21 protein-coding genes and 1 CRISPR repeat array are annotated in these 22340 nt (G+C 45.9%); of the genes, 18 read left to right on the forward strand and 3 right to left on the reverse strand.

Annotation, left to right across the window (positions count from 1 at the left end; translation table 11 throughout):
* The first annotated feature begins 1 nt into the window (after position 1).
* Positions 2 to 301: direct repeats of the CRISPR family, unit length 33 nt; unit sequence TGTCGCACTCTATGTGAGTGCGTGGATTGAAAC.
* A 263-nt stretch (positions 302 to 564) separates the two neighbouring features.
* From H583_RS0120175 to H583_RS0120245, 15 genes are all read left to right on the forward strand, one after another.
* The gene (locus tag H583_RS0120175; RefSeq protein WP_028562057.1) at positions 565 to 1293 is read left to right on the forward strand and encodes a (Fe-S)-binding protein; all 729 of its coding nucleotides are present in this window, start codon (positions 565 to 567) and stop codon (positions 1291 to 1293) included.
* A complete protein-coding gene (locus H583_RS0120180; RefSeq protein ID WP_028562058.1) occupies positions 1293 to 2786 on the forward strand; it encodes a LutB/LldF family L-lactate oxidation iron-sulfur protein in 1494 nt (497 codons plus the stop codon). Before H583_RS0120175 ends, H583_RS0120180 begins: the two co-directional genes overlap by 1 nt.
* Positions 2783 to 3565 (forward strand): LutC/YkgG family protein, encoded by a 783-nt coding sequence (locus H583_RS0120185; protein ID WP_245585958.1) that lies wholly within the window; start codon positions 2783 to 2785, stop codon positions 3563 to 3565. Before H583_RS0120180 ends, H583_RS0120185 begins: the two co-directional genes overlap by 4 nt.
* Before the next feature lie 342 nt (positions 3566 to 3907).
* Positions 3908 to 6241, forward strand: a complete 2334-nt coding sequence (locus tag H583_RS0120190; RefSeq protein ID WP_028562060.1) for an ABC transporter permease — start codon at positions 3908 to 3910, stop codon at positions 6239 to 6241.
* An 11-nt stretch (positions 6242 to 6252) separates the two neighbouring features.
* The gene (locus tag H583_RS0120195; RefSeq protein WP_028562061.1) at positions 6253 to 7020 is read left to right on the forward strand and encodes an ABC transporter ATP-binding protein; all 768 of its coding nucleotides are present in this window, start codon (positions 6253 to 6255) and stop codon (positions 7018 to 7020) included.
* Between the two features lie 111 nt (positions 7021 to 7131).
* On the forward strand, positions 7132 to 7761 hold the full coding sequence (locus H583_RS0120200; protein WP_028562062.1) for a TetR/AcrR family transcriptional regulator: 630 nt from the start codon (positions 7132 to 7134) through the stop codon (positions 7759 to 7761).
* A 27-nt stretch (positions 7762 to 7788) separates the two neighbouring features.
* Positions 7789 to 9114 carry an MFS transporter gene (locus H583_RS0120205; protein WP_028562063.1) on the forward strand — a complete coding sequence of 442 codons (1326 nt, stop codon included), beginning with the start codon at positions 7789 to 7791 and terminating at the stop codon, positions 9112 to 9114.
* A 266-nt stretch (positions 9115 to 9380) separates the two neighbouring features.
* Positions 9381 to 10793: a type III-B CRISPR module RAMP protein Cmr1 gene (cmr1, locus tag H583_RS0120210; protein WP_036710404.1), complete on the forward strand. Its 1413-nt coding sequence runs from the start codon at positions 9381 to 9383 to the stop codon at positions 10791 to 10793.
* Positions 10766 to 12565, forward strand: a complete 1800-nt coding sequence (gene cas10 / locus H583_RS33620; RefSeq protein ID WP_051236736.1) for a type III-B CRISPR-associated protein Cas10/Cmr2 — start codon at positions 10766 to 10768, stop codon at positions 12563 to 12565. Before cmr1 ends, cas10 begins: the two co-directional genes overlap by 28 nt.
* Positions 12534 to 13799, forward strand: coding sequence for a type III-B CRISPR module-associated protein Cmr3 (cmr3, locus tag H583_RS0120220; RefSeq protein WP_036710406.1), 1266 nt, complete (start codon positions 12534 to 12536; stop codon positions 13797 to 13799). Before cas10 ends, cmr3 begins: the two co-directional genes overlap by 32 nt.
* A 14-nt stretch (positions 13800 to 13813) precedes the next feature.
* Positions 13814 to 14749, forward strand: coding sequence for a type III-B CRISPR module RAMP protein Cmr4 (gene cmr4, locus H583_RS0120225; protein WP_028562066.1), 936 nt, complete (start codon positions 13814 to 13816; stop codon positions 14747 to 14749).
* Positions 14746 to 15123: a type III-B CRISPR module-associated protein Cmr5 gene (gene cmr5, locus H583_RS0120230; protein WP_051236738.1), complete on the forward strand. Its 378-nt coding sequence runs from the start codon at positions 14746 to 14748 to the stop codon at positions 15121 to 15123. The genes cmr4 and cmr5 overlap by 4 nt, the downstream gene beginning before the upstream one ends.
* A gap of 22 nt (positions 15124 to 15145) precedes the next feature.
* Complete coding sequence (gene cmr6 / locus H583_RS0120235; RefSeq protein ID WP_028562068.1) at positions 15146 to 15940, forward strand: type III-B CRISPR module RAMP protein Cmr6; 795 nt, start codon at positions 15146 to 15148, stop codon at positions 15938 to 15940.
* Between the two features lie 20 nt (positions 15941 to 15960).
* Positions 15961 to 16881, forward strand: a complete 921-nt coding sequence (locus tag H583_RS0120240; RefSeq protein ID WP_028562069.1) for a DUF6602 domain-containing protein — start codon at positions 15961 to 15963, stop codon at positions 16879 to 16881.
* The gene (locus tag H583_RS0120245; RefSeq protein WP_028562070.1) at positions 16878 to 17390 is read left to right on the forward strand and encodes a GNAT family N-acetyltransferase; all 513 of its coding nucleotides are present in this window, start codon (positions 16878 to 16880) and stop codon (positions 17388 to 17390) included. The genes H583_RS0120240 and H583_RS0120245 overlap by 4 nt, the downstream gene beginning before the upstream one ends.
* Positions 17391 to 17558: 168 nt before the next feature.
* Here the strand turns inward: H583_RS0120245 and tatC are convergent, their stop codons facing one another.
* Positions 17559 to 18323: a twin-arginine translocase subunit TatC gene (gene tatC, locus H583_RS33625; protein WP_051236739.1), complete on the reverse strand. Its 765-nt coding sequence runs from the start codon at positions 18321 to 18323 to the stop codon at positions 17559 to 17561.
* A 115-nt stretch (positions 18324 to 18438) separates the two neighbouring features.
* Positions 18439 to 18672, reverse strand: coding sequence for a MerR family transcriptional regulator (locus H583_RS0120255; protein WP_028562071.1), 234 nt, complete (start codon positions 18670 to 18672; stop codon positions 18439 to 18441).
* Positions 18673 to 18935: 263 nt separating this feature from the next.
* On the opposite strand from H583_RS0120255, the gene H583_RS0120260 reads away from it, so the two are divergent.
* From H583_RS0120260 to H583_RS0120270, 3 genes are read left to right on the forward strand one after another with little or no spacing between them, the layout of a single operon-like run.
* Entirely contained in the window at positions 18936 to 20540 is a 1605-nt protein-coding gene (locus H583_RS0120260; protein ID WP_028562072.1) for a flavin monoamine oxidase family protein, read from the forward strand.
* A gap of 18 nt (positions 20541 to 20558) precedes the next feature.
* Positions 20559 to 21128, forward strand: a complete 570-nt coding sequence (locus H583_RS0120265) for a RidA family protein (RefSeq protein ID WP_342663541.1) — start codon at positions 20559 to 20561, stop codon at positions 21126 to 21128.
* 31 nt (positions 21129 to 21159) lie between these two features.
* Positions 21160 to 21339: a twin-arginine translocase TatA/TatE family subunit gene (locus tag H583_RS0120270; protein WP_028562074.1), complete on the forward strand. Its 180-nt coding sequence runs from the start codon at positions 21160 to 21162 to the stop codon at positions 21337 to 21339.
* Between the two features lie 54 nt (positions 21340 to 21393).
* Here H583_RS0120270 and H583_RS0120275 read toward each other — a convergent pair whose 3' ends face one another.
* Positions 21394 to 22137: a YwaF family protein gene (locus H583_RS0120275; protein ID WP_028562075.1), complete on the reverse strand. Its 744-nt coding sequence runs from the start codon at positions 22135 to 22137 to the stop codon at positions 21394 to 21396.
* Positions 22138 to 22340: the final 203 nt, after the last annotated feature.

Consider the following 22340-nt stretch of genomic DNA (forward strand, 5'->3'; position numbering starts at 1 on the left):
GTGTCGCACTCTACGTGAGTGCGTGGATTGAAACTTAAACCGCTGAATGATCGGGCGGCTAAAGGGCAAAGTCGCACTCTACGTGAGTGCGTGGATTGAAACTTCTCCGAGTTTGGTGAACTCTTTGCTTTGCTCTGTCGCACTCTATGTGAGTGCGTGGATTGAAACATGTTCTTTATGGAGCATGAAAGGCAATTCACAGTGTCGCACTCTATGTGAGTGCGTGGATTGAAACTATTAGTAGTTCTTGAATCTGATTATCAGTGATGGTCGCACTCTACGTGAATGCATAGATTGAAACAGCCGCTTGTTTTTCCTTACTCATACTGCTTCCCCGTCGCGGTTCTGCAAACTTCCATCGGATTTTGTATGTTTATTTAAACCGTTCATGCCATCGTAACTATTACATGGGCATAACCTTCCCTTCCACTCTGTTCCATTTGCTTAAATAGCAGCCTGATATTTTTCTTAAATCTCACCCAACCCCCTTTCCTTTATTCCAGATGTCTGATAACCTGATAACATAAGATTTAGCACAGAAAACAGAAGCAGAGGTGTCCATCCATGCGGGTGTCTTTATTTATTACTTGTTTGTCAGATCAGATGTTTCCCGAAGTCGGGGAGAGCATTGTCCGCATTCTCCATGATTACGGATGTGAAGTAGATTTTCCGGAAGGGCAGACCTGCTGCGGGCAGATGGCCTTTAACAGCGGCTACCAGGATGAAGCGCGGGAGGTTGCAAAAACACTCATTCGTGCGTTTGAGCACAGTGAATATGTTGTATCGCCATCCGGTTCCTGCAACGGCATGATTCATCATTACTATCCGCACTTGTTTGCAGATGATCCGGTATGGAAGGCCAAGGCTCAAGACCTTATCGATAAAACGTATGAATTCTCGCAATTTCTGGTGCAGGTGTTGAAGTTGACAGATTTGGGAGCGAAGTTCCCGCATAAAATTACGTACCATCCATCCTGTCATGCATCGCGCCTGCTTGGCATCAAAGAAGAGCCGATGCAGCTTCTGTCCAATGTTAAAGGCGTCGAATTCGTCGATCTGCCTGCCAAGGAAGACTGCTGCGGGTTCGGGGGCACCTTTTCCATCAAAATGCCGGATATGTCGGAAGCGATGGTCTGCGAGAAGGTTGCCAACATTTGCAGTACAGGAGCAGAGGTATTGGTCGGTTCGGACATGGGCTGCCTGATGAGCATTGGCGGACGGCTGAACAAGGAAGGACAGCCGATTCGGGTCATGCATCTGGCACAGCTTCTTGAGGAAGGGAGGAAGGCGTAATGAGTGCAGGGGGGCAAGCAGCATCACTGGACGAGAAGATTGGTTCAGGGCTGAAGGAACGGACAAAACAGGCGCTTGGCGATGAGTTTTTGCGCAAGGCGGTTGCCTATACGACGGATAAGCTTAAGACAGGCAGATTGCAGGCCATGGATATGTTCGGAGATTGGGAGGCCTGGCGTGACCGTGGCAAAGCGATTCGGGAGCATACCATTAACCATCTGGACTATTATCTGTCCCAATTCGCGGATAATGTAACGAAGAAGGGCGGCAACGTCTATTTTTGCAGCGGGGCATCCGATGCGGTAAGCACTTTTATGGAGATTGCCGATAAGAATAAGGCAAAGCTCGTAGCGAAAGGAAAGTCGATGGTATCGGAGGAAATTCATCTGAACCATCATCTGGAGGAGCGCAATATTGAGGCCATCGAGACGGACCTTGGGGAATATATTTTGCAGCTTGCCAAGGAGACGCCTTCACACTTGATCATTCCCGCAATTCACAAGAACAAGCAGCAGATTGCGACTCTGTTTACTGAGGCATCCGGACAGCATTTTGAGCCGGAGACCAAGGTGCTTGCAGAGTATGCCCGCAAGAAGCTGCGCAATTACTTTTTGGAATCGGATATTGGCCTTACGGGCTGCAATTTCGGTGTAGCCGAGACAGGGTCGATTACGCTGGTTGAAAATGAAGGCAACGGGCGGATGGTGTCCACCTTGCCAAAGGTGCATGTCGTGGTCATGGGGATGGAACGCCTCGTGCCGACGATGGAGGATCTGGAGGTTGTGCTGAATATGCTGGCGCGCAGCGCTACAGGGCAAAAGCTCACAACCTATACGTCTCTCGTCACTGGCCCGAAGCGTCCTGAAGATCTCGACGGACCGGAAGAACTGCATGTCATCATTCTGGATAACGGCCGCTCGCAGCAGCTTGGCGATCCGATCTTCCAGGAGGTGCTGCATTGCATCCGTTGCGCGGCTTGTCTGAATGTATGTCCGGTGTACCGTCATGTTGGCGGGCATACCTACGGTACGACTTACAGCGGACCGATCGGGGCGGTGCTAACGCCGCTCATCCAGCAGGATATGAAGGAAGCGGGAACACTGTCGTACGCGTCCAGCTTGTGTGGAGCCTGTTATGAGGCGTGTCCAATGAAAATTCCGCTTCATGATATGCTGGTCCATCTGCGCCACCGCAAGGTGAAGATGAAGTTGACGGCGCTGCCTGAGCGGGTCGCGTTCAAGTCGTATCAGACGGTGTTCGGGAATATTACCCTATTCAAGCTCGCGACGAAGATGGGCTACTACATGCAGAAGCCGCTTGTGCGCGGCGGAATGATCAAATCCGGGCCGCCGCCGCTCTCCGGCTGGACACAGTCGCGTTTTCTGCCGATGCTGCCCAAAAAGTCATTCCGTGACCGCTGGGGCGACCTGCAAAAAGAGCTGGCTGCGAAAAATACATCAGGAACGAAGGCGAAGGGAGGCAGCGCGAAGTGAGTACCGGACAGCAAGGAACAATGAGAGGCAAAGATGATTTTATGAGAAATATCTCCAGCCGTCTGGGCCGCCGCGAGCCGCTCGCCGAAGCGCCTTCGCGGCCGTTTATCGGCGTACCGGATTTTTACCGGGATCGCACACGGACGCAGGATGAGCTGATCGATGAATTTATCCAAAGCTGGACAGCACTGAGCGGCAAGACGTTAGTAATAGATGAGGCTGAAGCGCCGCAGGCGGTGGAAGCCTATATTCGTCAGCTTGCAGGGGATTTGGGCATCAAGCGGATTTCCCGCTGGGATCATGAGGGGTTGGAAAAACTGGGCTTCGACCAGAGTCTGAACGAAGCAGGTATTGAAGTTGTGACCTGGCGTGAGGGCGGGGCAGACCATATTGAGCTGGAAGGTCTGCCGACTGGACAGGACGGAAATTGGGCGAAGCGTTCGCATCTGCTCCATGCCGCAGAGCAATGCCGGCTTGGTGTTGTGTGGCCGGATTGCGCGATCGCCAACACAAGTACGCTGGCTCTGTTCAGCCAGGGCGGCAAAGGCCGTTCGGTCAGCCTGCTGACGGAGGCTATTGTCGCTGTGTTCCGTGCAGACCAGATTGTGTACCGGATGGGAGAGGCATTTGCGCTGTTCAAAAAGCAATACCCGAATGTGGCTGAAATGCCGTCTTCTCTGAATCTGATAACCGGACCAAGCCGCAGCGCGGATATCGAGAACGATTTGACCATCGGCATTCATGGACCGGGCAAAGTACATGCAATTATTTTAAAATAAGGATTTTCTATTTCCTTTCATAGATTTTATTCACCAAGGCTGCGTCTCCCTGCTCGTTCGCGGGAGGAGCAGTCTTTTCTATTTTTTATGTGATATAATAGAGTGGGAAATTTGGGAAATATTATTGTGAAAAACATTGAGCGAGTTGTTTAGCGAAATTCTAGTATTTTGCAAAAAGAAATATTCCTTAAATCATAATTTAAAAGATCAAATATTAATAAGTTGACAACTACTATTTTATGTATATACTAAAAAAAGTAACATGGATAATTTTGTAATTAAAGAAAACTTAGAACTATTTAATTTAATGAGATGATTATAGAAGGGGGGCAGCGGGGGTTCATGCTGGCAAGAATGATGAAGAATGATTTTTTGCGGAAAAAAGCGATGACGGTCACCCTGTTTATTTTCATTTTATTATCATCGCTGCTTGTATCATCCGGTACAAAAATGATTATGGATTTGACCGGCTCCATCCATAATTTATTTACCGCGTCTAAAATCCCGCACTTTGTCCAAATGCATGCCGGTGAGCTTAACCGGGAGCAGATCAACAATTGGGCTAAGGGCAATGAATGGGTTGAGAATCATCAGGTTGTTGAAATGATTAATATTGACGGTTCCAATCTGTATCTGGGTGCGGAATCCGAGAAGAACAGCATCATGGATATTGGTTTTGTCGTGCAAAATCAGGACTTTGATTTCCTGCTTAATCTGAATAGTGAAGTGATTCAAGTCCGTGACGGGCAAGTTGCGGTTCCTGTTTACTACATGCAGCAGAATGATCTGAAAATTGGAGACAAAATCAGAATTAAGGACGGGGGGTTCAGCAAGGAGCTTACCATTTCCGATTTTGTACGGGATGCCCAGATGAATCCTTCAATCATTCATTCCAAGCGCTTTGTCGTCAGTGAAAGCGAGTTTCGGTCATTGAAGCAAAATACAGGTGAGGCGGAGTATCTGATTGAATTCCGTCTCACAGATCTTGGCGCTCTGAGCGCCTTCTCGAATCAATACCAGGCATCAGACCTGCCTAAGAAGGGGCCAATGGTCGATTACAGCCTGTTCAGGATGCTGAACGCGCTGACGGATGGAGTTGTGGCAGCGGTTATTATATTGGTTAGCCTCATTCTTAATGTCATTGCGATCTTATGCATTCGCTTCACAATGCTGGCGACGATTGAAGAAGACTACAGGGAAATCAGTGTCATGAAGGCGATCGGCATCAGTCCGAAGGATATTAGAAAGCTGTACTTGTCCAAGTACGTGATGATGGCAGCCCTGGCATCTGGCGCCGGTTATATAGGGTCATTTGCTGTGAGCCGCTTCTTTATGTCGAATATGGTGCTTTATATGGGGACGGCGCCTAACTCCCTGCTGCCGTCTGCTGTGGCTTTACTATCAGTAGGAATCATATTCGCGGTGGTCGTGTTCTTTTGCATTCATGTGCTCCGAAGATTCAATAAAATTTCGGCGGTTGAAGCGTTGCGCTCAGGGAGTCTGGGTGATACCAAAATTAGCCGGAACCGTTTCTCGCTGTTCAATAACCGCTGGTTCTCCGTCCCTGTCTTTTTGGGCTTGAAGGATGTTATAGGGCGATTTAAGATGTTCCGTCTGCTGTTATTTGTATTCATTGTCAGTTCATTCATTATAATCGTGCCGCTCAATTTTCTGAATACTATTCAGGCGCCAAGCTTTATCTCCTATATGGGGGTTGGACAAAGCGATATTCGCATCGATCTGCGGCATTCGGATGATGTGGAGGACAGATTTAAGCAACTGGTTGACCATGTGAAGGCTGATGCGGATGTGACTCGTTTTTCTCCGCTGGTGACGAGCCAGTTCAAAGTGCTTAATCATGAAGGGACTCTGGATAACCTGAGTGTAGAGACAGGGGACTTTACCATTTTTCCGCTGGATTACACGGAGGGCACGGCGCCACGAAAAGGGAATGAACTGGCTCTCTCTTATAAGAACAGTCAGGAGATGGATAAGCGAACAGGCGATTCCGTCATTCTTATTGTGGATGGTAAAGAGAAGAGAATGAAGATCAGCGGAGTATACCAGGATGTCACGAATGGCGGAAAAACAGCCAAGGCGGTGCTGCCTTATAACAAAGAGGCTGTATTGTGGTATGTGGTCAGCTTGAACGTGAAAGCCGGCACTGTTATCACAGATAAAATTTCAGCCTATGAGCAGGCATTCTATCCGGCGAAAGTAACAGATCTGCAAGGCTATTTGCATCAGACCTTGGGCGGGACCATCAACCAGTTAAAGCTTGTAACGATACTGGCGCTGGTAATTGCTTTAAGCGTCTCAATTTTGATTACCTTTTTATTCTTGAAGATGCTCGTTGCAAAGGATAACAGCCAAATTGCGATTTTGCGAAGTGTGGGATTTGCACTATCAGGCATTCGAATTCAATATGTGACCATATCATTGATTGTATTGGGAGCAGGCCTTATTCTGGGAACCCTATTGTCCAATACGGCAGGTCAGCTGCTGATTGGCGGTATCATGTCGTTCTTAGGGGCGTCGAATATCACATTTATCATAGATCCGGTCCAAGCTTATATACTAAGCCCGGTATTACTGGCGGTAACGGTCATACTGACGACATTGGCAAGTATTCAGTCTATCAAGGCATCCAGCATATCGAAGACAATTGCGGAATAGGGAGGAAAACGATGGTTACGATTTTGGAAGCGAGAAATCTGAATAAATCTTACACAACCTTACCTGATAAGCCCCACTCCATTTTGAAAGATATTCATTTACAGCTGCAAAAGGGTGAATTTGTATCGATTATGGGGCCTTCCGGATCGGGGAAATCCACGCTGCTGTACACGATTAGCGGCATGGATCAGGCAAGCAGCGGCAGCGTATATTTTAGCGGCAGAGAGATTTCCGCCTTTCCGGAGCAGGCATTAGCCCAACTGCGGTTAACGAAGATGGGTTTTATATTTCAGCATATTCACCTGTTGAAGAACCTGAACATTCTGGACAACATTGTCTTGTCGGCCTATATGGCAAAAAGCAGCAGCAGAGAAGCCGTTAACCGGCGGGCGCTCACTCTTATGCAAAAGATGGGGATTGAAGAGCTGGCCCACCATAATATTACCGAAGCTTCCGGCGGGCAGCTTCAAAGAGTGGCCATATGCAGGGCGTTGATTAATAATCCTGAAGTATTGTTCGGAGATGAACCCACTGGAGCACTGAATTCCCGTTCAACCAATGAAATTATGGATATACTGGCTGATATTAATGCTGCAGGCACAACGATACTGCTTGTTACCCATGATGTAAAGGTAGCAGCGAGATCGGAGCGGGTGCTTTTTATGATGGATGGTGAATTGGTTGCGGATCGTCCAATCGGCAACTATGTGAAGGATAAGGATAATTTAAAAGTGAGAGAAAGCTTGTTAAGCAAGTGGCTTGTTGATATGGGATTTTAAACTATTTATTTTTAATTCGAATAGACCGACGGTCGGTCTAATAAAGACCTATGAGCATAGAATGATTTCCAGATGGCTATTACCATCTATCTTGTGGAGGCTGATTCATAAATGAGAGTGATGAAAAACCCGGATGAACGCAGGAACGATATTTTGGATGCGGCTGAGATGCTGTTTATTTCAAAAGGTTATGCCAAAACAACGGTTAATGACATTTTACAAGCGGTTGGCATTGCCAAAGGAACGTTTTATCATTACTTTCAATCCAAGGAAGAGGTGATGAACGCCAGTGTCATGCGTTTTATTAACAAAGGCGTCGCCGCGGCCAGGCGAATTGCAGAAGACAGCTCGCTTCATGCACATGAGAAATTATACCGGATCATTACAGGACAAGGTCAGGACAGGGGAAATAAGACCGAAATGATCGAGCAGTTGCATCATGTCCATAATATCGAAATGCATCAGAAAAGTCTGGTAGAGACGATTATCAGGCTTAGTCCGATACTGACGGATGTCGTAGAGCAGGGCATTAACGAAGGTGTCTTTCAAACACCTGCTCCAAAAGAGGTTGTAGAGTTTTTGCTCGTATCTTCGCAATTTTTAATGGATAGGGGCATTTTTCAATGGAGCCAGGAGGAGATTGAACAGAAGGCCCGCGCATTCGCATATGTGATGGAGACGACGCTGGGAGCTGAGGCGGGGAGTTTTTCGTACATTTCAGAAATGTATGCTAATGATTGAATTTGAAGCCGGGAAGGGGAATGAGAGATGGAATACACCAGTCAGAAGTCATTCGGGAAGTTTCTCATCGTATGGTTCGGGCAATTGATTTCAATGATCGGCGTAGGGCTGACGGCTTTCTCGCTGGGAGTCTACGCATTTGAGAAAACGCAGACGGCAACAAGCGTTGCCCTGATTACGCTGTTTGCGTTTGTACCAAATATTTTATTACGCCCGATTGGGGGCGTGCTTGCAGACCGTTTTGACCGGAGGACGATGATGATTATCGGTGACTTGGGCGCGGCAGGCGGACTTGTGTTTATCCTGGCAATTATGCTCACAGGGGACATTGCACTATGGCAAATCTATGTAGGGGTAGCCTTTAGTTCGGTGTTTTCCTCGTTGCAAAGTCCGGCTTATAAAGCATCCGCTACCGACCTTCTGACAGAGGAGCAATTTTCCAAAGGCAGCGGCCTTGTGCAATTGGCTGAATCGTCGAAGTTTTTGTTCTCGCCTATTATTGCGGGTATTCTTCTCAGCGTCACGACAATTGAGACCATTATGGTGATTAATATTTTGACTTTCCTGGTCGCCATCCTGGCCGTACTCGTCATCCGAAGAAGCATGAAAGCCCAAAGGGACCCGGCGGACAAAAAATCCTGGTACTCGGAGATTGCCGAAGGGTGGCATACGATCCGGACCAATAAAGGGGTACTTCTGCTGGTTACAATAATCTCCATTATTACGTTCTACCTGGGCTTTCTGGAGACCTTGATCGGTCCGATGATTTTATCCTTCTCCGATGCCAAGACATTGGGAACCTTCCAGTCAGTGAGTGCGATCGGGATGCTGATCAGCAGCCTGGTTATCGGGATTTTTACCATGACCCGCAAATATGCCAATATGCTGGTGCTGGGACTGATATTATCCGGTCTGTCCTTCTCTCTGCTGGGCTTTTCCACTAATATCTATTTTATTATTTTCGCCGGATTTCTGTTCCTCGCATCACTGCCGTTTGTCAATACAAGCGCGGATGTGCTCGTACGCAAGAATATCCCCAATGACAAGCAGGGGAGGGTATGGGGCATTATCGGTATCCTGTCCCAGATCGGCTTTATTATCGCGTACAGCCTGGCCGGATTTTTGGCGGACCATGTATTTAACCCATTACTGATGGAAGGCGGGGCGCTTGCCCAGTCGGTAGGTTCTGTAATTGGAGTTGGCCAGGGGCGGGGCATTGCACTGTTGTTCATTATTGCCGGGGTTTTCGTCATGCTGATTGCAGGCATTACCTCCCAATTGGGGGCGATTAAGTCGCTGGAGAACGGATTTGATACTGGACCGACAGATCAAAAGCATAGTGCACAGGATTAATTCAAATTGAACATTTAAAATAAGATTTTCCAAAAAGGGAGTAGTTCTTTCTAACCATATATACAGAGGTTCATCTCTGCGTAATAAGAGTTTCTAAAATAATAATGGATGCTCTACTTAACTTTTTATAAATAAGAAACTTTGTGCATTAATGTTAAATGCAGGAGGAATTATGATAGTATAAGTCGAATTAAGCCATATTGAGTCGATATTCCTGCGTCTTAAGTATGATATACAACGATTATTCATGTAGTGAGGTGAAGGTCTTGCCAAGAGAATTGAAAAAATTGGGGGAAGAATATCATAAGCTTCAGGAAGTAATTAATAAAAAGAAGAATTCACAGGAACCTTATGAAATTAATATTGTGACACCTATGTTTGGGGGGAGCAGCCAGCCGGGGGAGGTCAACAAAGACTTCCCTGTAAGAAGCTCGGCAATACGAGGACATCTCCGCTTTTGGTGGCGGGCCACAAGAGGAGCAATATTTAAAAGTGCTTACGAACTTCGAAAACGAGAGGTGAAAATTTTCGGAGATACGGATACGCCAAGTTCTATAAAAGTATGGGTAGAACGAATGACTCCTTCCATTCATTTGAAAGAAGCCATGGGTTATGGGGAAAAGAAAAAAGCAGATAAACCACCTAGTTTTGAATTTGTTAATAACTTACCACCATATGTGGCGTTTCCCTTCGATTACAAAAGAAATAGAAAAATGCCCATACTATTCGGATCTAACTATAAATTTAAACTCCATATTTACGTGGAAAATTCATCTCAAGATGAAGCGGGTCAAGAAGAATTGCAAAGAGAAATTGATGCAGCTATGTGGGGCTGGATCAATTTTGGCGGACTTGGCGCACGAACGCGCAGAGGCTGTGGAAGCTTGTACTGTGCTAAATTCTCACCACCGTCAGAAATAGAGTCCAATCAAAATATTTTCGAATGGTATGAGAAATGCCAAAGAGATTATGATTTGGAATTGCCTTTACTCGGTGACCACAGGGAGTGGCCTACACTTTGCAGGAATATTCGGGTAGAGCCTTATATAAGAACTTTATCAGCTGCATGGATTACAGTGATAAAAACTTACAAAAAGTTTCGCCGGGCACCCGATCATTTTAAGAAGAGAAGTCATTGGCCTGAACCGGATTCTATTCGGAGAATGACCGGCATGTATGGTTTCAAGCATGAAAAGTCGGTTACATTACCGGAAAATGGAGACATCGCTTTTCCCCGTGCCCAGTTCGGGTTACCAATACAGTTTCAATTCAAATCGGATAATCAAAATGAGCCATATAAAACGCAATTAGTTTCAAACAAAGGGGATCGCCTTGCTTCTCCACTTATTCTTAAAGCAATTGCTGTAAGTGCAGCAGATGGCTACAGCGTCATTGCGATATTAAATCAGCCCCCTATCCAGTCATTGAAGTTACAGATAGTTAAAGAAAACATTATGAAACCTCTTAAAACTCCAGACGAAGTGGAAAGTTTACTAGCTAAACGTGAAATCAAATATAAAGAGATTTATATTAGCCCTCGATATTTAGATGAGCATAGGCATAAAAATCCTATGCGCATTAAATCTGTATTTCCACATCGAGCTACCAGTTCGGCCATTGAAGCATTTTTGGAAAGTGATGAGGTGAACAAATGGAAGCCAAGCAACCAGCACAAATGATGATGATTTTTACGATAGGTCCTGTTCAGGATTTTATTGCTCAAGCAAGAAAGACCAGGGATTTATGGTTTGGTTCCTACTTGCTGTCTGAGCTTAGCAAGGAGGCCGCCTATCGCTTGCAGGAGCGTGGGGGGGAATTAGTATTTCCTTACCTTCATGATGAAATTCAACGTGAATCATTACGCGTAGCTAATAAAATATTAGGAATAGTACCAACAAACAATCCGAAGCAAATTGCACTTGATGTTCGGCAGGCAGTGATGGATTATTGGAAAGGCTGTACCAAGAAGGTCATGAATGAATTAGGCTGGTCTATTAATCCTGCAATGTGGAAACGCCAGATTAGTGATTTTATCGAATTTAATGCTGTCTGGTCAGAGTTGCCGAATCCAGGCGATTATAGCGCCGTTTTACGGAAAACAGAGAATTTGTTGGCCGCGCGTAAAACATTAAGAGACTTTCAGCAAAATGAGCCAGGGCTTCAGTTTGGAGAGAAAAAATCAAGTCTTGATGGCGGGAGAGAATCCGTACTGCTCCCTGCCCGCTTCGAAGATTATGCGAGATTTGGAATTAAAAAAAGTGAAACATTAGATGCAATTTCTTTAGTTAAGCGTTTATCACGCTATGTAATGGATACTCCTGCTTTTCCTTCTGTTTGTGATATTGCATTTCGAAATTTCGAGAAAGAAATTAATGATAATGAAAAATTAAAATCAGCAGTAAGCAGCTATTTGGCTGATATTCATACCAAGTACAGGGAAACATTTAAGTTTAACTTTAATGCTTATGATTCCAGACTGTTTTTTGAGAATAGAATTGAAGACTTCATAGAGGAGAATACAAGAAAAGGGGTCAGATTGGACGAAAAAGACAGGCAAAGAGTGATCAACGATATTTCTGTCAGATTAGGGATGCTTTTTGAGAAAAACAAGAGGCCCACTTCTTATTATGCTTTTCTTCTTTGCGACGGAGATCGGATGGGCGAGCATCTGCGAAAGCTTGAATCCATACACTCCCATAAAGAATTTAGCCGTCATCTGTCCCAATTTGCTTCTGAAGCCAAGCGAATCGTTGAGAAATATGACGGAGAACTGGTATATAGCGGCGGGGATGATGTGATGGCCTACCTGCCGTTATACAGTTGTCTAAGAGCCGGCGATGAACTGAGAAAATCTTTTGCAGCTATTATGCGGAAAGCTGTGCCAAGTGACAGGCAGCCTACCTTGTCTGTAGGGGTTGCAGTGGTACATATGCTGGAACGTCTTGGGGAAGTAAGACGGCTTGCATTGGAAGCCGAAAAGCTTGCCAAGAAAAACAGGGATGAACTCGCCATTATCATTCATAAACGAAATGGCAGTGACTTGATGAAAATTAGTTTGCCGTTTAGAAGCGATCCTGTTGCCAAACTGACCAGCATTCAACTGGTTTATTTAAAAGGAATATTCTCAGGTAAATTTGCATACGAGCTTCGTGATTTGCACGATGAGTACCAAAGTCTTGTCAGGCATTCTTCCTGGATGAGCGAGGAAGCTACACTTAGAGACTTGCTGCTACAAGAGGCAAAACGACTGGCATTTAAGAAGAAGCCGGAAAATGTATCCAAACAGGAAGTAGAACAGGAATTAATTGAACCAATTATCAATAATGCCTTTAATTCAGATCAGGCTCCGCTGGAGCAACTGCGTGTATTAGCTGAACAAGCCATCATTGCAGTTATGCTGGTACAGGAGGGAAGCTTTAATGAAAAAGCTCTTGCAGATTCAGCCGGTTGATCCAATTATTACGAGAGATGGAAGACCGTTTGGTGAAACACCTGGGGCAGTCGCACATAGCATGGATGAACTTTCTCCAAGTGTATTGGCCGGGACCATTCGAACTTTGCTGGGGAAATTGCTATCCGATTCCAGCTCAAGTCATCATATTTTCAGATCGGATATACTTTCCAAGCTAATGAAGGCAGTCATACGTGGTCCTTTATATCGACGGAATGAACAACTATTTTACCCTCTTCCAAAAGATATTAGCCTTTATGAAGAATTGGGACAGGCTAAAGCGAGCATTCAACGTCCAAACGAACCAACTGGCATTGCTGCATATTCCCAAGGGTTTCTGGGTACCGGAAAAGACGGACAGTATGAGGAAATTTTATGGCCCGTCTCTGTGCCGGACAATGTGAAGTCATGGAATAACTCTCCGGCTTTTATTTCCGAGGAATGGATGATCCAATGGTTAAGTGATTCCTTGACGGAGGATGACTGGGCCCGAGCGCTCGGGCAATGGCAAGCAAGCTTGAGTAGGGATGCGGAACATCTGGCTTCAACTGAAGAGGCCAAGCATTTTATGTCATCATTTGTTCGCGATATAAGGACTCATGTTGCAATCAACCCTGATACGTATAGCTCTAAAGATCAAGCTTTGTTTACAACAGAATCCCTTGTTATTCCTCCAGATGTGTCTTTGGTGGCAGAGGTGGAATATCCCGATTCAGATGTATCTTGGCCTGAAGATTTCTCCGCTCTGCATACCATTGGCGGTAAACGGCGTCTTGCACATTTTAGAGAGATACAGGGAGAGGGACTGAATAGTTGCCCTAATGAGGTTTTAAGGAAGTTGGACGGTGCGGCATATGTACGTATGGTGCTGACTACACCCGCATATTTTGCGAAAGGCTGGCTGCCTGGATGGCTAGATAAAGAACTGCAATCAACAGCAAATTGGAATAATCAGGTGCAATTGCAATTACGCTGGGCTTGCGTGCCAAGATGGCAGCCTGTATCAGGTTGGAGCTATGCCAAAAAGGGAGAAAAAGCAGTGCGGCGCATGGTGCCAGCAGGAAGTGTCTATTTCTTTCAGGTTAAGAATGGAAACCCGCGTCATCTAGCAGAAACATTATGGCTGAAATCTGTTTCTGATGCAAATCGGAGAAAAGGTTCCTTTGACCATGAAGATGGCTTTGGTCTGGCGTTATGGGGAGTATGGGAGCCTGAAAAATATAAAAGCAATTAGTAGGAGGGGAACAAATGAGCAACAGTAAACTGTATTTTGTTCATTGTCTGACACCAGTGCATATTGGTTCAGGCCAAGGGGTTGGTCTTGTGGATATGCCAATTATGAGGGAACGCATTACAGAATGGCCTTTACTTCCTGGAACAAGTGTAAAAGGGGTCAAGCGTGAACATTTTCGCCAGACAAAGGATAAGGAGATGCAATGGGTCAATGCTGCATTTGGCAAGGCTCCAGGAGATCAGGAAGGAAAGGATGGGAATGCAGGCGCTCTAGTTATATCCGACGGTCGGCTGCTGGCCTTTCCTGTTGCAAGCCGTAATGGCACTTTCGCCTATGTAACTTGTCCGTTTGCTATTAAACGAATGGTTCGGGATGTGAAAGCAGCAGGTCTGTCAATGGAGAATCCAATTCATGACAGTCTGGAAAAAATACTTTCTACTAGTAACCATTCAATTGAAAATCAAGAAAGTAACTTTGTTGTAGGAAACAGGGACATTAGTGTTCTTGTTCGTAACGGGGAAATACATTTGGATGAATTTGAAAGCCATGTTGCTGAAGATCAGGCTTTTGGGGAATGGGCAGAACGAATTTCCATACTATTATTTAAAGATGAGTTATCTCGAAAAATGTTTAGGGAACGGCTTGTTCTGATTTCGGACGAGGCTTTCCAATATTTTGTTACCATGTGCTGTGAGATTACAACCCGGATTCGGATTTCCGAGAAAACGAAAACCGTAGAAGATGGAGCCCTTTGGACGGAGGAATATTTGCCAGCAGAGTCTGTTCTGTACGGCATTGTGTGGTGCGATAAAATTCATACTGTTGGCAGTCAGGTAACTGAACGAGAATTACTCAAGGAATTAAGTGGCGAATTTATTTTGCAAATTGGCGGCAATGCGACTGTAGGCAAAGGGCGTATTCGATGCAGTTTCTCGGAGGGAACAATATGATGAAATCGTCAGAGCATCAATATGCGGAGGTAGCCTTGAAGAGTATTATCCATATAAAGGAAAGTGGGAGTGAGAGAAATGCTGAGGATTACGCAAGGGTATGCCATATCTTTCCTTCCATGGTGCTCTTGAATGGTTCAAGACTTACGATTGCTTTTTTTCATTCCAAGGGTCGATCAAAAGATGGTCAACTTTCGATGCACGGTCAATATTTAAAAGACCTGGGAAAAGCAGTGGGGATAGAGGGGCTCGAACATGAAACATTCAAAAACAGTACAGCATACAGACAGCTAACCATTCGCTTGCTAAAGGCGGCAAACTGGTTCAAACGCTATTCAGAGGGAATGTTGAAAGTCAACTCGTCCGGTGAGTAGACAAAGACAGGAGGTGGATAATATGAATGCGCATTTGGTATTGACGAAACACGGGAGTTTATCCGAAAATTCGGAGTTGTTGAGCGCTATAAAAGAAAAAGGGGATTCTAAAAAAAAGTTCTATTCTAAACTTTTACAGGATTATAAGCATGAATGGAAACAAGTACCGAGTTGGTATAAAGCCAAATTCAAGCAGCATTATGAGCAATTAAGCGAACCCAATTTCCGAATATTTAAAATTTCGAATCTGCAATCCGGTTCAGGTTTATTAATCGGAAACGGAGAAACCTCAGTCTTGGAAACACATTTGACACTTCATCGTACTTATGGTGTTCCGTATATTCCGGGAACTGCTCTAAAAGGGATTGCAGCCCATTATTGCGACCGGTACCTGGGTCCCGAACATCCTGAACTGCGAGCTGGGAACGAATTTTATACCATATTGTTTGGTTCCCAGGAGCAGGCGGGATTTATCCATTTCCAAGACGCATTTCCGACACCGGAAACAGTCGGGACATCGCTTGTACTAGATGTGCTTACCCCGCACCATCAGGAGTATAATCAGATCAAGCTTTCGAGCAAATCCATGCAGGAGACTTATCCAGCGCCAAGAGATGATGACTCTCCTTCCCCTGTTCATTTCTTAACGGTAAGAGCGGACTTTAAAGTTTTGCTAACCTGTGAGAATAAATCACAGGAGGGAAATGATTGGTTGACTATTGCCGAGGCTATTCTAGTTCAAGCCATTGAACAAGAGGGCGTTGGCGGCAAGACAAATGCTGGATATGGTCTATTTCAGATACAAGATGTTAATTGAAATTCTACGGGGGTATAATTGTGAGTAGCGATAAACGGAATAATAAAATTATTGCCAGTATAGCGAACAATTTTATTCAAACAGAGAGATATGTTGTCAACCAGCTTAAATTTGAAAATGAACATCATGTGACAATGGGTAGCTTCAGGGAAGAAGTATGGAAGTCTCTTTTTGAGCAAATTATTCCCAAGAAATTTTCAATAGAACAGTCCGTATTTATTATTGATTCTAAGGGACAAGTTTCCAAGGAAGTAGATCTGGCGATCTTTGATGAGCAATACACACCTTATATTTTTAATTTTAGGAAAATAAAGGTAATTCCAATCGAGGCGGTTGCTGCGGTCATTCAATGCAAGAGTAGAAGCTTAAAACCGGATAACTTGGTGAAATGGACTGAAAGTATTGATGTTCTTAGGACTTCATTAAAATCAGTAGCCCGGCTGTATTCGAACATGGCGACTGGGGAGTATGGGTTTGAACTGGATGAAGAGGGTATAGCTACAGCTAGATCTAAATCCATGCAAACCTCCACCCGACCAATAAAAATACTTTGTCATACGAATGAAGATTATAAGCAGGGTGGGGGCTGGAACAAACATTTTGATTTTATTTTGAATCCTGAGAATGACCGTTTGAAAGTAACAATAGTACCTGATGAAAAAGAGGACACATTGCAAAACTGGCACAGCAAGTTAAATCATACAGGTGAAGATCATAAGTTATTTAGACAGAACTTCGATGTTACTGAAGCAAAAGATATCAAATTAAAAGACTATAGAGTTTTTAAAAACGAGAATGAGGAAGATGAAGTTGCGTTATTGTCGTTAACCTTTCAACTAAATCAGTTATTAATGCTAATCAACAATCCTATAATGTTTCCTCATAAGGCATATGCAGATATGTTTAGAGAAGTATTAAAAGAAAAAAGGGATGATTTATGAACATAACCATACAACAAATCTCTGAATCTCAAAAATCAGTGCTCCGCCAATTGATCGAATTATATGAATATGACTTTAGCGAATATAATGATCAGGATCTGAATGAGTATGGGTTCTATGGCTACAGCTATCTGGATTACTATTGGACAGAGCCGGGAAGGGTTCCGCTCTTTATCATGGCCGACGGAAAATATGCAGGTTTTGTTCTTGTAAATGAGCATTGTTACTTTGACAAAGCACAAGGGAGCCGCTCGATAGCCGAATTTTTTGTCATGCGTAAATACCGCAAAAAGGGAATCGGCCACCAAGTAGCTGCTATGGTCTTCGATGAGCTTCCCGGTCATTGGGAAGTCGCTGTTCATCCTGAAAATCACGGGTCCAGATCGTTCTGGCAGAAGGTGGTTACATCCTATACCCGGGGACAATATGAGGTTCAGGATGTGCAAACTGAAGACTGGAAAGGGACAGCCTTCCTATTCCAGAGCGGTCTGCAAGCAGCAGATGCATAGCGATTTGTATGGCTATCGTGGGATTTTTCGAAGGCATTGATTTTGCGTAAACATATTAAATGCTATACAGATGCTCACCTTACATTTTTAAATGAAAATCAGACCCGAAGGATTACATGGTGCTCACCATCAATCCTTCGGGTCTTTTATTCTTGTCCGCCTCGCTCCCTATCCCTCAGCCTTTCCCGCTCCCGCAAGCGCCATCTCCTGGCGGTTCTGCCGTTTGCGGAAGACGATGCCGGAGAGCCAGACGCTGAGCTCATACAGCACAATCAGCGGCACCAGCACCATCAGGTGCGAAATGAATTCGGGCGGTGAGATCATCGCGGATACGATAACCAGCACCAGGTAGGCATACCTGCGCATCGTGCGCAGCCGCTGCGGAGTCAGAATGCCGATCGCAGTCAGGAACATAACCACAACGGGCAGCTCGAAGGCCAGCGATACCGGCAAAATAATATTCATCATGAAGCCCAGATACTGCGTAATGCCATAGGTCTCCACCAGCTCGAGCTTCCGTGAAATATTGGTCGTGAATGTGTAGCTCATGGGAAATACCACATAGTAAGCGAAGGATAGTCCGGCGGCAAAGCATAGAACCGTATATGGGATGTAGCGGAGCGCCATTTTTTGCTCCTGCTTGCTTAGTCCGGCCTTCACAAACTGCCATAGCTCGAACAGAATATAAGGCAGCGTGACCGCGATGGCGAAAATCAATGCAATATTCATATACATCCGAATGCCATCCCAAGGAGAGAAGACGTTCCAGCTGATCTCCGATGCCGGGGGAACGGTTTTGAGATGATTCAGGATTTTAGGGGAAATGATTAATCCCCCGGCTGTAGAAATGGCGATCATAACAAAAATCTTGATCAGCCGTTTGCGCAGCTCGCTAATATGAGCCAATAGGGGCATCATGCTCCCGCTTTTCATCCAAACACCTCTTTCTGCTGTGGCATGCTACTCTCTGTTTGTCTAACGTATTTCTACCCGCATGCTATCAATCAATTCCTTCTCTTTCATGACCCTGCCCGATTTTCCCATAAACTCATGTGCCTGACGCTTTAAGTCCCTTCTTCTTTAATTCCACCGTCTGGAAGCCATCCTGCAGCTTCTGATGAATCTCTTTGATTTTCTCCACATCCGAAAACGAGTATTTTCTGACACCTCCCGGAGTCCGCTGCGGAAAAATAAGCTGTCTCTCTTCGTAATAGCGAATTTGGCGGGCGCTTAAACCGGTCAATTCACGAACGGTGCCAATACTCATTACTTTTTTTTCCATAACGTAACCTCCTACTCAATTGGGATAAACAGGATATCGCGGATAACACTTTTTATATTACGTAAAGTAATCTAACATGTATATATGACTTTCGACCTATATAAATTAGATTACAGTCTCAAAATCTATGATTTATCAACATAATTATGCTGATAAAAATTATTTATGTTACATTTCATTACATAAAATACAGACGATCAGGTTAAGTCTGTGTTACTGTTGCGGTGTAGAGTTCAACCACACGGCAAAGGAGATGTCACATCATGCTTAATCAGGATCAGCCAAAAGAAATGAGCCGCAGACAGTTTCTGACGACGGTCGGAAAAATCGGCGGTTCAGCAGCTTTGTTCAGTGTAATGGGGACAATGGGGCTGCTGTCTCCAGAAACGCTCAAAGCAGCAGACTACACCCCTCCAGGGAAAAGTGATCTTTCCTTAACCAGCCGCAATGGTAAAAAAATTGTAATTCTCGGGGCGGGAATTGCCGGCATGACCGCAGCCTACGAGCTCGGTGAAGCGGGATACGATTGTGTCATACTGGAGGCCAGGGCGCGGACGGGAGGACGAATCTGGTCGGTGCGCCGGGGAACGACAGTAACCGAGGCGGGCGCAGCCAAGCAGGTAGCCCGTTTTGCTCCGGGACTTTATTTGAACGCAGGCCCGATGAGGATTCCGCAATTCCATGTCACGCTGGAATATTGCCGCAAGTTTGGCATTCCGCTGGAGCCGTTCAACAACGTCAATGACAATGCCTATTACTACAATGAGAACGTGGGGTCGCTCTCCGGGCAAAAGGTTCGCAAGCGCGCAGCGAAAGCCGATGTACGCGGCTATGTGGCAGAAATGCTGGCGAAGGCAGTGAACCAGAAGGCACTGGACCTGCCGCTGACGGCGGAGGAAAAAGAGAAGCTGGTGAATTACTTGAAGGTAGAGGGCGATCTGAATTCAGACTTGTTCTACAAGGGCTCCTCGCGCGGCGGATACAAAGATGAGCCGGGCGGCCGTCTGGATGCAGGCGTTGTCCGTGACCCGTTCGATTTGAAATCCATTATTAATTCGGGCTTCGGCAATTTCTTCAGCAGTGAATACAGCTATGACCAGCAGATGATGATGTTCCACCCGGTCGGCGGCATGGATGCTATCTCGAATGCATTCGAGAAGCGGCTTGGCAACCGGATCAAGCATCATACAGAGGTGAAGGAAATCCGCCAGTCCGACTCCGGCGTGCGGATTGTGTATACAGATTTACAGACCGGGCAAACCCAGGAAGTGACAGGGGACTACTGTATTTGTACGATTCCGCTGCCGGTATTAAAGGATATCCCGGCGGATTTCTCGCCGGCCATGAGCCGCGCGATTCGCAGCATCAATTATTCGTCGGCAGGCAAAATCGGGCTGCAATTTGGCCGCAGATTCTGGGAGGAAGATGAGCATATTTACGGCGGCAACACGCTGACCAATATGGACATTTCCTCGATCTATTATCCGCCTACTGAATATTTTGCCAAGAAAGGGCTGCTGCTTGGCTATTATACCTTTGGCCCGAATGCAGATAAGCTGGGCAATATGACGTTCAAGGAAAGGGAGAACCACGCGCTCATGCAGGGTGCCAAAATTCATCCGCAGTTTCACAAGGAGTTCGAGGCTTCATTTTCCGTTCACTGGAAAAAGGTGAAATACAATATGGGCGGCTGGGCGTCTTATACCCAGGAAGACCGTCAAAACCATTACCCGGCATTGTGCAAGCCGGACCGCAGGATTTATCTGGCAGGGGAGCATATGAGCTATATAACAGGCTGGATGGCCGGCGGAATCGAGTCGGCGCGCCAGGTCGTGACGGACATTCACCAGCGCGTGATGAAAGCATAGAAGAGGGGAGTTTTGAAAATGAAAATGAAGTTAAAATCGAAGCTGAAAAAGTGGTTGCCAGCGCTGCTCATAGCCTCCTGTTTTGCGGGGGCAACCGTATATGCCGCAGATTCGGCAAAGCCTGCCAAGCTGCCGCTGGAGCCGATCCACGAGGCGGAATTCTACGGCAATCCGTCCTCGTCCATCTCCAGTGCGGTGGCGATTCCGGCAGGAGCCGCGACTTTCCATACAAGCGGTACGGTTCCTCCGGTGCTAAATAAGGAGGGAAAAACGGTCTACGAAAGGTATGGAGATACGAAGACCCAGGGCATCGGCATCTTGAAGGAGATTGACAAGCAGCTCAAGGAGCAGGGCCTGACGATGAAGGATGTTGTCTATCTGCGGGTGTATCTGGTTGCCGATGCAGCCAAAGAGAACAAAATCGATTACACAGGCTGGTTTGATGCCTATGCCCAATTTTTCAATAACAAGGACAATCCGGTGAAGACCGCCCGCTCCACAGTAGGTGTTGCAGGCCTTGTCAATCCGGACTGGCTGATTGAGATCGAAGCCGTTGCAGTCTACCCGCAGCTTCACAGTCAGGACTGATTCAATCATACATCCAAAGGAGTGAAGCATTATGCTGCAAAATATCGGATTTCCGGGACTTATAATGATTCTGGTTGTGGTACTGATCGTATTTGGACCTTCAAAGCTGCCAGAGCTTGGCAGAGCAGTTGGACGGACGCTCCATGAGTTCAAGTCATCGGCGAAGGAGCTTGTAGCCGACCATAAGGAGGAGAAGGCTGCGGAGAAATAAGCGCGGGAGAATCATTTAGCTAATAGACAGGAGGGAATACAGGCAGCTTGCCCGTCAGGATGACGCGGCAAGCTGCTTCCGTTTGCGCCGCAATCCGGAGATGGCAAACGGGAGATACAGCAGGACAAAGATCAACAGCGCAACTCCTTCCAGTGCCAGCAGGTACCAGGGATACGGCCCAAGCAAATCCAGCAGGGAGGCGGTATCGGGTTTTCTGGCAAGGAACATGTAATTGCCGCCGGTGAGCATATTGACGACGCTGACCGGAATGAGCGCAATATTCAGAAAACCCATCGTGATCAAGATGGATTTCCATGTCGGGCGGAAGCTTTCCACCCAGACCATATACAGGGCAGACAGAATAATCAGGCTGTGCGAGAGAAAAAACAAAATAAACCTCAGATGGGGAAAGGGATAGGCGAGTACAGGGGTAAGCATCGCCTGGATGGCACCGCCGATCCCGGTAAAGTAAGCGATTTGGAATATAAAATGGCTGCGGAAAATCAGCATTACGATGCATAAATAAAGCGAGATGCTGCACAGCTCCAAAGGCAAGGTATCCTTCGGTTGGAATACGCCCTGCACCACATACCAGATATTCAAGGCCAGCTCACAAACAAGCAGCAGCAGTGCTAAAGTCCAGCGGCTAATCAGGCGGCTCCGGCTTTTCTGCCTGATCTTGTGGCGGAAGCTGTACATCAGGATGATAGATAATAGAAATGTCCCCAGAACAACCATATGGGACATGGAAAATGCAATAAAGCGTTCTGTTATGCCGGTGCCCAGCCAGTTCTGCATTGGAATCACCTCCAATATTGAATATGTACGCTTATCTGCGCCATATACGGTTACTTAATGACATTCTCCGCAGAACGGTGATCTCCTTTTTTATTTTTAGATCTAAGTTAAACGAGCGACTTTCGGGAGAACAGCCGCCTTGTGAAAGGTTCTTAGACAAAAAATCTCCGCCTTCCCTGGGGAAGACGGAGAGCAGCTTCCGG

Source organism: Paenibacillus pinihumi DSM 23905 = JCM 16419 (assembly GCF_000422505.1).
GTDB lineage: Bacteria > Bacillota > Bacilli > Paenibacillales > Paenibacillaceae > Paenibacillus_D > Paenibacillus_D pinihumi.